Genomic DNA, 12,850 nt, shown 5'->3' on the forward strand with positions numbered 1-12,850 from the left:
GCGCCGCATGGATGACGCAGAGGTCGTGATCGGTCCGGTCAATCTCGCCGCCCGGGTGGACGAGGCCCTCGCCGTGCAGGCGGTCGCCTTCGGCCTGGACGCGGGCGAGGTCGCCGTACGCCGCCACATCGTGCTGCGCCACCTCCTCAGCCCCGGCGCCCGCGCCTATGGGGCCACCACCCCCGACGGACGGCTCGTCGGCTTCGTGTACGGGATGCCCAACGACCGCACCCACTGGTGGTCCACCGTCGTCGAGACGTACCTGCGGGCCACCGGCACCGCCGACTGGCTCGACGACTCCTTCGTCATCACCGAACTCCACGTCCACCCCGGCTTCCAGGGCCGGGGCGTCGGCCGCGAGCTGATCACCACCATCACCGACACCGCCGACGAGAAGCGCTCGATCCTCTCCGCGATCGACACCGACAGCCCCGCCCGCGGCCTCTACCGGTCCCTCGGCTACGTCGACCTCGCCCGGCAGGTCCACTTCCCCAGCGCCCCCCGCCCCTACGCGGTCATGGGCGCCCCGCTCCCGCTCAAGCGCCGGAACTGATTTCTCCTGCCAGGGGCGGCCCGGCTAACCTCGGGCCATCACCTCCCCCAAGCTCTCGGCTGCGTTCGAGCAGGGGGGACCCCCAGCCCGGCAGGAGTACGAGAACCATGGCCAACGCACCGGTCCAGCGCATGTCCCAGTTGATGGCGAAGACGCTGCGCGACGACCCGGCGGACGCCGAGGTCCTCAGCCACAAGCTCCTCGTCCGCGCCGGCTACGTCCGCCGCACCGCCGCCGGCATCTGGAGCTGGCTGCCCCTCGGCAAGAAGGTCCTCTCCAACATCGAGCGGATCGTCCGCGAGGAGATGGACGCCATCGGCGCGCAGGAGGTCACCCTGCCCGCGCTGCTGCCCCGTGAGCCGTACGAGGCGACCGGCCGCTGGGACGAGTACGGCGCCGAGCTCTTCCGCCTCCAGGACCGCAAGGGCGGCGACTACCTCCTCGGCCCGACCCACGAGGAGATCTTCACCCTCCTGGTGAAGGACCAGTGCTCGTCCTACAAGGACCTGCCCGTGATCCTCTACCAGATCCAGAACAAGTTCCGCGACGAGGCCCGCCCCCGCGCCGGCATCCTGCGCGGCCGCGAGTTCCTCATGAAGGACTCGTACTCCTTCGACACGGAGGACGAGGGCCTCGCCCAGTCCTACGCCCTGCACCGCCAGGCCTACCGGCGCGTCTTCGAGCGCCTCGGCCTCGACTACCGCATCGTCGCCGCCACCGCCGGCGCCATGGGCGGCTCGAAGTCCGAGGAGTTCCTCGCCCCCGCCGAGGCCGGCGAGGACACCTTCGCCGACTGCCCGAACTGCGACTTCGCCGCGAACACCGAAGCGGTGTACCAGACGGTGAAGCCGGTCGACGGCTCGGCCGTCGCCGCCGCCGAGGAGATCCCCACCCCCGACACCCCGACGATCGAGACCCTCGCGGCCTCCCTCGGCGTGCCGGCCTCCGCGACCCTCAAGAACCTCCTCGTGAAGGTCGACGGCGAGATCGTCGCCATCGGCGTCCCCGGCGACCGCGAGGTCGACATGGACAAGGTCGAGGAGCACTTCGGCCCGACCGCCACGGTCGAGCTGGTGACGGAGGAGGACTTCGCGCAGCGCGCCGACCTCGTCCGCGGCTACGTCGGCCCCCAGGGCCTGGAGAAGGTCACCTACATCGCCGACCCGCGCGTGGCGCCCGGCACCGCGTGGATCACGGGTGCCAACAAGGAGGGCATGCACGCGAAGAACGTCGTCGCGGGCCGTGACTTCGAGGTCGCCGAGTACGTCGACGTCGTCGTCGTCCAGGAGGGCGACCCGTGCCCCAAGTGCGGCACCGGCCTGAAGCTGGACCGCGCGATCGAGATCGGCCACATCTTCCAGCTCGGCCGCAAGTACGCCGACGCCCTCAAGCTCGACGTCCTCGGCCAGAACGGCAAGCCGGTCCGCGTGACCATGGGCTCGTACGGCATCGGCGTCTCGCGTGCCGTCGCCGCCCTGGCCGAGCAGACCGCCGACGAGAAGGGCCTGTGCTGGCCCGCCGAGGTCGCCCCGGCCGACGTCCACGTCGTCGCCGCCGGCAAGGCGCTCCAGACCGAGCTGGCCCTGGAGGTCTCGGAGAAGCTCTCCGCGGCCGGCCTCCGCGTCCTGGTCGACGACCGCGCGGGCGTCTCCCCGGGCGTCAAGTTCACCGACGCGGAGCTCATGGGTGTCCCGAAGATCCTCGTCGCGGGGCGCCGCTCGGGTGAGGGCGTGGTGGAGCTGAAGGACCGGCGCACGGGCGAGCGCGAGGAACTCACGGTCGCCGAGGCCCTCACCCGCCTGACGGCGTAACCCCAACGGGGGGCGGGGCCGACACCCGACTTGGGCGGCGCCCCGCGCCCCGCCGCCGTGCGGGCCCGCGCCCCGGGGCAGGCGGTGCCCCTCCCCGGGGCTTCGCCCCGCCCGTGTGGGCCCATGCCCCGCTGGGGCGGGACGGGTGGGCACACGGGACGGCGCCCTCAGCGGCGCCTCCGCGTTCCGCGCCTGGACCCGCACCACGTGTGCGCCGCCGCCCGGGGTGCGGGTTCAGGCTCGGGAGCCTCTGGCGCCGGCAGGGCGTGGGTCCGTTGTGCCCACCCTCCCCCAAGTCTCGGCTTCGCTCGAGCAGGCGGAACCCCCCATCGCCTCTTGCGGAACGCCTGCCCGCAACGGGGTGGGTGTCGGCCCGGTGGAGGGGCTGCTCGCAGCGGCGGTCACGCGCCCGTTTCGCGTGGCGTCGGTTCCACCGACGGCCCCGTCAGGTCCTCGACCGCCTCCTCCGCCGCCGCCCGCCCCTTCAGATACGCCTCGCTCAGCGGCGCCACCGGCGCCACCGGCGCCTCCTCCGCCGCCGCCTCCACCTCCCCAGGCCCCCCCGGCGTCGCGCGTTCCAGGAACCGCAGGAGTTCCACCGGGATCGGCAGGACCAGCGTCGAGTTCTTCTCGGCGGACACCGCCATCACCGTCTGCAGCAGCCGGAGCTGCAGCGCGGCCGGCTGGTCCGACATCACCCCCGCCGCCTCCGCCAGCTTCTTCGAGGCCTGGAGCTCCGCGTCCGCGTTGATGACCCGCGCCCGCCGCTCCCGGTCCGCCTCCGCCTGCCGGGCCATCGAGCGCTTCATCGTCTCCGGCAGGGACACGTCCTTGATCTCGACCCGGTCGATCGCGACGCCCCAGCCCATCGCGGGGCTGTCGAGCATCAGCTCAAGACCCTGGTTGAGCTTCTCCCGGTTCGACAGCAAGTCGTCGAGGTCGCTCTTGCCGATGATCGACCGCAGCGAGGTCTGCGCCATCTGGGAGACCGCGAACTTGTAGTCCTCGACGCGGACGAGCGCGTCGGCCGCGTCGATGACCTTGAAGTAGACGACCGCGTCGACCCGCACCGTCACGTTGTCGCGGGTGATGCCCTCCTGCGCGGGCACGGGCATCGTGACGATCTGCATGTTCACCTTGTGCAGGCGGTCGACGACCGGAACGATCATCGTGAAGCCGGGGGAGCGGATGTCGTTGCGCAGCCGCCCGAAGCGGAAGACGACACCACGCTCGTACTGCTTGACCACCCGCGCCGCCGCGCCCGCGTACACCGCGGCCGCCGCGGCCACGCCGGCCGCCGCCATCAGCAGCTCTTGGATCATCACGGCCCCCTGGATTGAGCCGAACGGTACAAAAAGGGTATTCCCTTACAGCCAGCTCGCGAACTCCAGAAGCAGCTCGGCGTCCTGCCGCCGTCCCGCCGTCAGCGCCCGCGTCCCCGATTCGACCGCGCGGAACAGGGTCCAGCCGCGCAGCCGCTCCCGGTCCAGGTCGAGGGAGTCCGCCAGCTTGTTGACCCGCCGCCGGGCCGCCGAGGCGCCCGAGGACGCGGCCACCAGGTCCTCGACCCGGTCCCGTACGAGCCGGGCGAGGTCGTAGGCGCGCTCGCCCACCAGCGGCTCGGGGCCGACCGCCAGCCAGGGCGTCCGGTCGCCGGCGAGCACCTTGCCCTGCCGGAAGTTCCCGTGCAGCAGGACCGTCTCCGTCTCGGCCGCCACCAGCTCCTCGCGGGCCGTGAGCGCCGCCGCCGTCAGTGCCCCGGTCGCCGGGTCCGCGCGGTACGGCTCCATCGCCCCGGCCTGCCGGGCCGTCCGCTCCTCCGCCGTCTCGAAACCGTGTCCGGCCGGGGGCTCGACCCACAGCTTCCGTACGGTGCCCGCGGCCTCCAGGAGCGCCTTCGCCTCCGGCAGGGAGCGCAGCGAGACCTCGGGGTGCAGCCGTTCGAGGACGAGCGCGCCCTCCCCGGCCTCGTCGAGGAGCTGGGCCGCTCCCCAGCCGTTCCAGTGCGCCAGCGCGTCCCGTTCGAGGTCCGGCCGGGTGAACGGCGGCGCGATCTTGAGCGCGGCGGGGGAGCCGTCGGAACGCCGGACGAGCACGACCAGGCTGCTCCGTCCGCCGGGGGCCATCACCCGTTCGGTGTCCAGGGACGCCTGGGCGAGCGCCTGCTCGGCGAGGCCGGGCAGCTTTCCGAGCCACTCGGCCGCCGCGGCGTCCCCGTACGTCTCACCGAGCGTCCTGGCCAGCCGCTGCGGCGGTTCGAAACCCATGCGTACGTTGTTCCTTCGGTCGGTGCGGGACTCGGTCGGGGCGGGAGGGCACCCGCTCGGGGCGGGACTAGACCCGCTCGGCGAGCCCAGGAAAGGTTACGTCGCTGCCGCGCCAGCGGACGGCCCGTACCGCCGCCTCCCGGAGCGCGGCGGCCGCCGCGCCCCGCGCGCGGCCCTCGGTGGCGCGGACGAGGTCGGAGTAGACCCCGGCCACCCGGTCCTCCAGGACCGCCGCGAGCCGTACCGCGCCGGCCGTGTCCGCGACGGGGAACGGCAGCTCGTACGCGGCCTCCGCCGCCACCGGCGTCCCGCCGAGGTCCCGCACGGTCCGGCGCAGCGCGTCGCGCCGGGCCCGGTGGGCCTCGTACGCGGAGGTGGCCTCGGCCCGCCGCTCGGTGCCGATCCGGGCGCCGACGACCCCGTACCCGTACACCGCGGCGTGCTCGGCGGCCAGCGCGGCCTGGGTCGCGACGAGGGCGCTCATGCCCGGGCTCCTTCGGTCAGCAGATAGGCGTGGGCGGCGCCGGAGGCCGCCACGGAGGCGAGCAGCCGGGCGTACTCGGGCGGGGCGGTGAGCAGTGCGGCGGTGTGCCCGTCGGAGGCCGTGCGTTCGGCGGCGGCGAGCTCCTTGAGGGCGGCCCGGGGGTCGGTCGCCACCCGTACGGGCGTGGGGGAGGCCGTGGGCTTGCGGGAGGGCGATGCGGAGGCCCCGGCCGTCGCCGGCCGCACCGTCGTGCCCCCCTCCCCGAGCGCCTTCGTGTGCGCCGCCACCGCGCTCCGCAGCGGGGTCAGCCGGGGCGCCAGGGCGGGATGGGCGGCGAGCGTCGCGTCGTAACGTTCCAGCAGGCCGCGCGCGGCGGTCACCGACCGCAGCCGCAGGGCCGCCTCGGCGCGTGCCACCCGTTCGGCCTCGACCTCGGCGGCGCTCGGCCGCCGGGGCCCGCCGTCCGGCGAGGAGGTGCAGGCCGCGAGGGCCGTCGCTCCCGCCGCCGCGCCCGCCACCAGGAGTGCGCGCCTGCCCGTCGTCGTCACGCCTTCTCCCCCGTCTGCCGTCCGCCGTCGAAGATCGCCGAGATCACCGCAGGCGAGCGTACCCGCGGGCCCCGGGGCGATGGACGGCAACACCCTCCCGGACCGGATACCCTTTGTGCTGACACGCGACGAACCCACAACAGCACACGCGGCCGAGGAGTCACCCGGATGAGCACCACCCAGAGCGACAGGCTGCGCGGACTCGTGGAGCCGCTCGTCGCCGCGAAGGACCTTGATCTGGAAGAGATCGAGGTGTCCCGGGCCGGCCGCCGCGGACTGCTGCGGATCGTCGTCGACTCGGACGAGGGCGTGGAGCTGGACGCCTGTGCCGAGCTGAGCCGCGAGATCTCCGAGAAGCTCGACGAGACCGACGCGATGGGCGAGGGCGAGTACGTCCTCGAGGTCAGCTCCCCGGGTGCCGAGCGCCCCCTCACCGAGCACCGCCACTACGTGCGCGCCACCGGCCGTCTGGCCAGGCTCCAGCTGGTCGAGGGCGGCGACCTGGTCGCGCGCATCCTCGCCGTGGACGAGGACGGCCTCGACATGGAGGTGCCGGGCGTGAAGGGGCGCAAGCCCACCGCCCGCCGGGTCGAGTTCGCCGAGATCGCCAAGGCGCGTGTCGAGATCGAGTTCAACCGCAAGGACAAGAAGGAAGAGGAGGCGTAGCCGTGGACATCGACGTGAAGCTCCTGAAGGGCTTGGCACAGGAGAAGGAAATCTCCTTCGAGATGCTGGTCGAGGCGATCGAGTCGGCCCTCCTCATCGCGTACCACCGCACCCCCGACGCCCGTCGCCACGCGCGCGTGGAGCTGAACCGGGCCACCGGTCACGTGACGGTGTGGGCGAAGGAGGACCCCTCCGACCTGGAGGAGGGCCAGGAGCCCAAGGACTTCGACGACACCCCGTCGGACTTCGGCCGGATCGCGGCGAGCACCGCCCGTCAGGTCATCCAGCAGCGGCTGCGGGACGCCGAGAACGACGTGACCTTCGGCGAGTACGCCCGCCGCGAGGGCGATGTCGTCGCCGGTGTGGTGCAGCAGGGCAAGGACCCGAAGAACGTCCTCGTCAAGCTGGACGACAAGCTGGAGGCCATCCTTCCGGTGCAGGAGCAGGTGCCGGGCGAGGAGTACACGCACGGCCTGCGGCTGCGCACGTACGTCGTCCGGGTGGCGAAGGGTGTCCGCGGTCCGTCCGTCACCCTCTCGCGCACCCACCCGAACCTGGTGAAGAAGCTCTTCGCCCTGGAGGTGCCGGAGATCGCCGACGGTTCCGTCGAGATCGCGGCGATCGCCCGCGAGGCCGGTCACCGCACCAAGATCGCCGTGCGTTCCACCCGTTCGGGCCTGAACCCCAAGGGCGCCTGCATCGGCCCGATGGGCAGCCGCGTCCGCAACGTGATGGCGGAGCTGCTCGGCGAGAAGATCGACATCGTCGACTGGTCGGACGACCCGGCCGAGATGGTGGCGAACGCGCTCTCGCCGGCGCGGGTCTCCAAGGTCGAGGTCGTGGACCTCGCCGCCCGCTCCGCGCGGGTGACGGTGCCGGACTACCAGCTGTCGCTCGCGATCGGCAAGGAGGGCCAGAACGCCCGCCTCGCCGCGCGTCTGACCGGCTGGCGGATCGACATCCGTCCGGACACGGAGCCGGCCGGTCCGCAGGACTGAGACCGTTTTTGGCCAACAGCTGTTCGATTTCTGCCCCAAACGGGTGAGGTCGGTGCGGGGAGGTAGACTTAATAGTGTCTGGCCGGACGCATGCCTGCGCGTGCCCTGAGCGAACCTGTGTGGGATGCCGGGAGCGAGCGGCCAAGAGCGATCTGCTGCGGATCGTGGTGAATAAGGACGAGTGCGTTCCTGATCATCGCGGTACGCTGCCCGGCCGGGGTGCGTACCTGCACCCCGCCGTGGTCTGTCTCGACCTGGCGGTCCGCCGCCGGGCCTTCCCGAGGGCCTTCAAGGTCCAGGGACCGCTCGACACGGAGGCGCTCCGCCACCACGTCGAGCAGGCGGCACCGCAGTGAACAAGAAGTACGGCACGGAACACCGTGCGGTCAGGTACCTCGCGAGTTGGAAGTAGGTCGAGATTGCGATGAGCACTCGATGAGTACGCGATGAGTACGCCCATGAAGTAGCGACGGTCCGGCGGTAACCGGACCTATAAAGGAGCGAAGTGGCTAAGGTCCGGGTATACGAACTCGCCAAGGAGTTCGGTGTGGAGAGCAAGGTCGTCATGGCCAAGCTCCAAGAACTCGGTGAATTCGTCCGTTCGGCGTCCTCGACGATCGAGGCGCCGGTCGTGCGCAAGTTGACTGACGCTTTGCAGGGTTCCGGCGGCAACGCCGGCAAGACCGCTGCCAAGCCCGGCGCGCCCCGCAAGGCGACGCCTTCCCCCGCGGCGCCGTCTCCGGCGGCCGTGGCACGTCCCGCTGCTCCGAAGCCCGGCGCCCCGGCCCCCAAGCCGGCCCCCGCCGCGCCTGCGGCGCCGGCTCCGGTCACTCCGGCCGCGCCCGCGAGCAGCACCCCCTCTCCGGCTCCGGCCGCTTCGGGCCCCCGCCCGGGCCCGAAGCCCGCGCCCAAGCCGGTCACGCCGGCTCCGGCCGCCCCCGAGTTCACCGCGCCTCCGTCGGCTCCCGCCGCCGGTCAGCGCCCGGGTGGCGCCACCCCGGGACCCCGTCCCACCGGCGAGCGTCCCGCCCGTCCGGGTCAGGGTGCGCCCCGCCCGCAGGGCCAGGGTGCTCCGCGCCCCGGCGGCCAGCAGGCCCCCCGTCCGGGCGGTGCCCGTCCGGCCGGTCCCCGTCCGGGCAACAACCCCTTCACCTCGGGTGGCTCCACCGGAATGGCGCGCCCGCAGGCGCCCCGTCCGGGTGGCGGCGCTCCCCGTCCCGGCGGCCCCGGTGCCGTTCCGGGCGCCCCGCGTCCGCAGGGTGGCCCCGGTGGCGCCCCGCGTCCGCAGGGTCAGGGCGGTGCCCGCCCCACCCCCGGTGGCATGCCTCGTCCGCAGGCTCCCCGTCCGGGCGGCGCGCCCGGCGGTAACCGTCCGAACCCGGGCATGATGCCGCAGCGTCCCGCTGCCGGCCCGCGTCCCGGTCCCGGCGGTCGTGGCCCCGGTGGCCCCGGCGGTCGTCCGGGCGGTCCCGGCGGCGGCGGCGGTCGTCCCGGCTTCGCCGGTCGTCCGGCCGGTCCCGGCGGTGGCGGCGGCGGCTTCGCCGGTCGTCCCGGTGGTCCCGGTGGCGGCGGCGGTCGTCCGGGTGGTCCCGGCGGCGGTGGCGGCGGCTTCGGCGGTCGTCCCGGTGGCTTCGGTGGCCGTCCCGGTGGTCCGGGTGGCCGTGGTGGCACGCAGGGCGCCTTCGGTCGTCCCGGCGGTCCCGCGCGTCGTGGTCGCAAGTCGAAGCGTCAGAGGCGTCAGGAGTACGAGGCCATGCAGGCCCCGTCCGTGGGCGGCGTGATGCTTCCCCGCGGTGGCGGCGAGGTCATTCGTCTGTCGCGCGGTGCCTCCCTCACCGACTTCGCCGAGAAGATCGGCGCCAACCCGGCGTCGCTCGTCGCGGTGATGATGAACCTCGGCGAGATGGTCACGGCGACGCAGTCCGTCTCCGACGACACGCTGCAGATGCTCGGCGACGAGATGAACTACCAGGTTCAGATCGTTTCGCCCGAGGAGGAGGACCGCGAGCTGCTCGAGTCCTTCGACATCGAGTTCGGCGAGGACGAGGGCGGCGAAGAGGCCCTGGTCTCCCGTCCGCCGGTCGTGACCGTCATGGGTCACGTCGACCACGGTAAGACCCGACTCCTCGACGCGATCCGCAAGACCAACGTGGTCGCGGGCGAGGCCGGTGGCATCACCCAGCACATCGGTGCCTACCAGGTCTCCACCCAGGTCAACGACGAAGAGCGTCGCATCACCTTCATCGACACCCCGGGTCACGAGGCGTTCACCGCCATGCGTGCCCGTGGTGCGAAGTCGACCGACATCGCGATCCTCGTGGTCGCGGCCAACGACGGCGTCATGCCGCAGACGATCGAGGCGCTCAACCACGCCAAGGCCGCCGGCGTCCCGATCGTCGTCGCGGTCAACAAGATCGACGTCGAGGGTGCCGACCCGGTCAAGGTCCGCGGCCAGCTGACCGAGTTCGGTCTGGTGGCCGAGGAGTACGGCGGCGACACGATGTTCGTCGACATCTCCGCCAAGCAGGGTCTGCACATCGACTCCCTGCTGGAGGCCGTGATCCTCACCGCCGACGCCTCGCTCGACCTTCGGGCCAACCCGAACCAGGACGCGCAGGGTATTGCGATCGAGTCCCACCTCGACCGCGGTCGCGGTGCCGTCTCGACCGTCCTGGTCCAGCGCGGAACGCTGCGCATCGGCGACACCGTGGTGGTCGGCGACGCGTACGGCCGTGTCCGGGCGATGCTCGACGACAAGGGCAACAACGTCGAGGAGGCGACCCCGTCGACTCCCGTCCTCGTCCTGGGTCTCACCAACGTCCCGGGTGCCGGCGACAACCTCCTGGTCGTCGACGAGGACCGTACGGCCCGCCAGATCGCCGAGAAGCGCGCTGCGCGTGAGCGCAACGCCGCCTTCGCCAAGCGCGTCCGCCGGGTGTCCCTCGAGGACCTCGACAAGGTGCTCAAGGCCGGTCTCGTCCAGGAACTCAACCTCATCATCAAGGGCGACGCGTCCGGTGCGGTCGAGGCCCTCGAGGCCTCGCTGCTCCAGCTCGACGTCGGCGAAGAGGTCGACATCCGCGTCCTGCACCGTGGTGTGGGTGCGGTCACCGAGTCGGACATCGACCTGGCCATGGGCTCCGACGCCATCGTCATCGGCTACAACGTCCGTGCGGCCGGCCGTGCCGCGCAGATGGCGGAGCGCGAGGGCGTCGACGTCCGGTACTACTCGGTCATCTACCAGGCGATCGAGGAGATCGAGGCGGCGCTCAAGGGCCTCCTCAAGCCGGAGTACGAAGAGGTCGAGCTCGGTACGGCGGAGATCCGCGAGGTCTTCCGCTCGTCCAAGCTGGGCAACATCGCCGGTGTCCTCATCCGCTCGGGCGAGGTCAAGCGCAACACCAAGGCGCGCCTCCTCCGCGACGGCAAGGTCATCGCGGAGAACCTCAACATCGAGGGTCTGCGCCGCTTCAAGGACGACGTCACCGAGATCCGCGAGGGCTTCGAGGGTGGTATCAACCTCGGAAACTTCAACGACATCAAGATCGACGACGTCATCGCGACGTACGAGATGCGCGAGAAGCCGCGCGCGTAACGCGTAGGGCTGCGTCCGGGGCCGGTCGGCGGAAGTATTTCCGTCGATCGGCCCCGGCCGTTGCGTGTACGGTTCTGGTGTCCCTGCCAAGCGACGGCGTGGCAGGCCACCGAACCCGAACCGGCGGGACATCCGGCACTACATGTACGTGGGGACTCTGTCCTTCGACCTGCTCCTCGGCGACGTCCACTCGTTGAAGGAGAAACGCTCCGTCGTCCGGCCCATCGTCGCCGAGCTCCAGCGCAAGTTCTCCGTGAGCGCGGCAGAGGTGGGCGACCAGGAACTCCATCGCAGGGCCCGTCTCGGTGTCGCGCTGGTGTCCGGGGACCCGGGGTTCCTCTCGGGCGTGCTCGACCGCTGTGAGCGGCTCGTCGCCGCACGCCCGGAGGTGGAGCTGCTTTCGGTGCGCCGCAGGCTCCACACTGATGAAGACTGATTTGAGCAAGGCAAAGAAGGAGAAGGACCAGTGGCCGACAACGCGCGGGCGAAGAAGCTGGCAGACCTCATCCGGGAGGTGGTCGCCGAGAAGCTGCAGCGCGGCATCAAGGACCCCCGCCTGGGTACGCACGTGACCATCACGGACACCCGCGTCACCGGTGACCTGCGGGAGGCCACGGTCTTCTACACGGTCTACGGCGACGACGAGGACCGCGCGAGCGCCGCGGCCGGCCTGGAGAGCGCCAAGGGCATCCTCCGTTCGGCCGTGGGCCGGGCGGCGGGGACCAAGTTCACCCCGACCCTGGCCTTCGTGGCCGACGCCCTCCCGGAGAACGCCCGCACCATCGAGGACCTCCTCGACAAGGCGCGCGCCTCGGACGCCCAGGTGCGTCAGGCCTCCTCGGGCGCCACCTTCGCGGGTGAAGCCGACCCCTACAAGAAGCCGGGCGAGGACGAAGCCGCCGAATGAGCAACACGACCAAGACGCCCGACGGCCTTGTCATCGTCGACAAGCCGTCGGGCTTCACTTCGCACGACGTCGTGGCCAAGATGCGCGGGATCGCCAGGACCCGCCGCGTCGGCCACGCCGGCACGCTCGACCCCATGGCCACGGGCGTCCTCGTCCTCGGCGTGGAGCGGGCCACCAAGCTCCTCGGTCACCTCGCGCTGACCGAGAAGGAGTACCTGGGCACCATCCGCCTGGGGCAGACGACGATCACCGACGACGCCGAGGGCGAGATCACGGCGTCGGTCGACGCTTCGAAGGTCACCCGCGAGCAGATCGACGCGGGCGTCGCCGAGCTGACCGGCGCCATCATGCAGGTGCCGTCGAAGGTCTCCGCGATCAAGATCGACGGCAAGCGGTCGTACGCGCGCGTGCGCGGCGGCGAGGAGTTCGAGATCCCGGCCCGCCCGGTGACCGTCTCCTCCTTCCGGGTGTACGACGTCCGCGAGGCGACCGCCGAGGACGGCACGCCCGTCGTCGACCTGGTCGTCTCGGTGGTGTGCTCCTCCGGCACGTACATCCGGGCGCTCGCCCGCGACCTCGGCGCCGGACTCGGCGTGGGCGGCCATCTGACCGCTCTGCGCCGCACCCGGGTCGGCCCCTACAAGCTGGACTCGGCCAGGACCCTGGACCAGCTGCAGGAGGACCTCACGGTCATGCCGGTCGCCGACGCGGCCGCGGCGGCGTTCCCGCGCTGGGACGTCGACGAGAAGCGGGCCCGGCTGCTGCTCAACGGCGTCCGCCTGGAGATGCCGGAGTACCCGAAGGGGCCCGTCGCGGTCTTCGGACCGGAAGGGAAGCTGCTCGCGCTGGTCGAGGACCAGCGGGGCAAGGCGAAGAGCCTGGCCGTCTTCGGCTGAGCCGATCCCTCTGTCGTGGGGCGGGCACGCGCGCGTGCCCGCCCCACGTCTTTCCCCCCTCGTTTCCCCCGGGAAGTGTCTGTCCCGCGGAGCCGCCGAAATTCACCCCATCGGGGAGGCGCTCG

The 12,850-nt window shown here is 72.2% G+C and carries 13 protein-coding genes; 9 read left to right on the forward strand and 4 right to left on the reverse strand.

Translation table 11 applies throughout. From position 1 onward, the window contains the following. The first annotated feature begins 7 nt into the window (after positions 1 to 7). Both ACF07V_RS24060 and ACF07V_RS24065 read left to right on the forward strand, forming a co-directional pair. Positions 8 to 553 (forward strand): GNAT family N-acetyltransferase, encoded by a 546-nt coding sequence (locus ACF07V_RS24060; RefSeq protein WP_392156990.1) that lies wholly within the window; start codon positions 8 to 10, stop codon positions 551 to 553. Between the two features lie 107 nt (positions 554 to 660). Next, entirely contained in the window at positions 661 to 2,364 is a 1,704-nt protein-coding gene (locus tag ACF07V_RS24065) for a proline--tRNA ligase (protein ID WP_392156992.1), read from the forward strand. 401 nt (positions 2,365 to 2,765) lie between these two features. Here ACF07V_RS24065 and ACF07V_RS24070 read toward each other — a convergent pair whose 3' ends face one another. The 4 genes from ACF07V_RS24070 to ACF07V_RS24085 form a co-directional block, all read right to left on the reverse strand. Next, positions 2,766 to 3,686: a slipin family protein gene (locus ACF07V_RS24070; protein ID WP_392156994.1), complete on the reverse strand. Its 921-nt coding sequence runs from the start codon at positions 3,684 to 3,686 to the stop codon at positions 2,766 to 2,768. Between the two features lie 45 nt (positions 3,687 to 3,731). After that, positions 3,732 to 4,631: an aminoglycoside phosphotransferase family protein gene (locus tag ACF07V_RS24075; protein ID WP_392156996.1), complete on the reverse strand. Its 900-nt coding sequence runs from the start codon at positions 4,629 to 4,631 to the stop codon at positions 3,732 to 3,734. Positions 4,632 to 4,698: 67 nt separating this feature from the next. Continuing rightward, on the reverse strand, positions 4,699 to 5,115 hold the full coding sequence (locus tag ACF07V_RS24080) for a ferritin-like domain-containing protein (protein ID WP_392156998.1): 417 nt from the start codon (positions 5,113 to 5,115) through the stop codon (positions 4,699 to 4,701). Next, positions 5,112 to 5,663, reverse strand: a complete 552-nt coding sequence (locus ACF07V_RS24085; RefSeq protein WP_392157000.1) for a hypothetical protein — start codon at positions 5,661 to 5,663, stop codon at positions 5,112 to 5,114. The genes ACF07V_RS24080 and ACF07V_RS24085 overlap by 4 nt, the downstream gene beginning before the upstream one ends. A gap of 168 nt (positions 5,664 to 5,831) precedes the next feature. Between ACF07V_RS24085 and rimP the strand changes: the two genes are divergently transcribed. From rimP to truB, 7 genes are all read left to right on the forward strand, one after another. Beyond that, complete coding sequence (rimP, locus tag ACF07V_RS24090; RefSeq protein ID WP_392157002.1) at positions 5,832 to 6,329, forward strand: ribosome maturation factor RimP; 498 nt, start codon at positions 5,832 to 5,834, stop codon at positions 6,327 to 6,329. 2 nt (positions 6,330 to 6,331) lie between these two features. After that, positions 6,332 to 7,327, forward strand: coding sequence for a transcription termination factor NusA (gene nusA, locus ACF07V_RS24095; protein ID WP_086832025.1), 996 nt, complete (start codon positions 6,332 to 6,334; stop codon positions 7,325 to 7,327). Between the two features lie 74 nt (positions 7,328 to 7,401). After that, on the forward strand, positions 7,402 to 7,683 hold the full coding sequence (locus ACF07V_RS24100; protein ID WP_078908518.1) for a YlxR family protein: 282 nt from the start codon (positions 7,402 to 7,404) through the stop codon (positions 7,681 to 7,683). A gap of 149 nt (positions 7,684 to 7,832) precedes the next feature. Further along, the gene (gene infB / locus ACF07V_RS24105; RefSeq protein WP_392157004.1) at positions 7,833 to 10,922 is read left to right on the forward strand and encodes a translation initiation factor IF-2; all 3,090 of its coding nucleotides are present in this window, start codon (positions 7,833 to 7,835) and stop codon (positions 10,920 to 10,922) included. A gap of 142 nt (positions 10,923 to 11,064) precedes the next feature. Continuing rightward, positions 11,065 to 11,358 (forward strand): DUF503 domain-containing protein, encoded by a 294-nt coding sequence (locus ACF07V_RS24110; protein ID WP_392157006.1) that lies wholly within the window; start codon positions 11,065 to 11,067, stop codon positions 11,356 to 11,358. A gap of 30 nt (positions 11,359 to 11,388) precedes the next feature. Next, positions 11,389 to 11,829 carry a 30S ribosome-binding factor RbfA gene (rbfA, locus tag ACF07V_RS24115; protein ID WP_189848183.1) on the forward strand — a complete coding sequence of 147 codons (441 nt, stop codon included), beginning with the start codon at positions 11,389 to 11,391 and terminating at the stop codon, positions 11,827 to 11,829. Continuing rightward, positions 11,826 to 12,725 (forward strand): tRNA pseudouridine(55) synthase TruB, encoded by a 900-nt coding sequence (truB, locus tag ACF07V_RS24120; RefSeq protein WP_392157008.1) that lies wholly within the window; start codon positions 11,826 to 11,828, stop codon positions 12,723 to 12,725. The genes rbfA and truB overlap by 4 nt, the downstream gene beginning before the upstream one ends. Positions 12,726 to 12,850 lie beyond the last annotated feature (125 nt).

Source organism: Streptomyces sp. NPDC015661, from assembly GCF_043077765.1.
In the GTDB taxonomy this organism is placed as follows: domain Bacteria; phylum Actinomycetota; class Actinomycetes; order Streptomycetales; family Streptomycetaceae; genus Streptomyces.

Coding starts and splice junctions, on each gene's coding strand:
- ACF07V_RS24070 (WP_392156994.1), bottom strand. CDS start 3,686: ATGATCCAAGAGCTGCTGATGGCGGCGGCCGGCGTGGCCGCGGCGGCC.
- ACF07V_RS24065 (WP_392156992.1), top strand. CDS start 661: ATGGCCAACGCACCGGTCCAGCGCATGTCCCAGTTGATGGCGAAGACG.
- rimP (WP_392157002.1), top strand. CDS start 5,832: ATGAGCACCACCCAGAGCGACAGGCTGCGCGGACTCGTGGAGCCGCTC.
- ACF07V_RS24060 (WP_392156990.1), top strand. CDS start 8: ATGGATGACGCAGAGGTCGTGATCGGTCCGGTCAATCTCGCCGCCCGG.
- ACF07V_RS24110 (WP_392157006.1), top strand. CDS start 11,065: ATGTACGTGGGGACTCTGTCCTTCGACCTGCTCCTCGGCGACGTCCAC.
- ACF07V_RS24075 (WP_392156996.1), bottom strand. CDS start 4,631: ATGGGTTTCGAACCGCCGCAGCGGCTGGCCAGGACGCTCGGTGAGACG.
- truB (WP_392157008.1), top strand. CDS start 11,826: ATGAGCAACACGACCAAGACGCCCGACGGCCTTGTCATCGTCGACAAG.
- ACF07V_RS24080 (WP_392156998.1), bottom strand. CDS start 5,115: ATGAGCGCCCTCGTCGCGACCCAGGCCGCGCTGGCCGCCGAGCACGCC.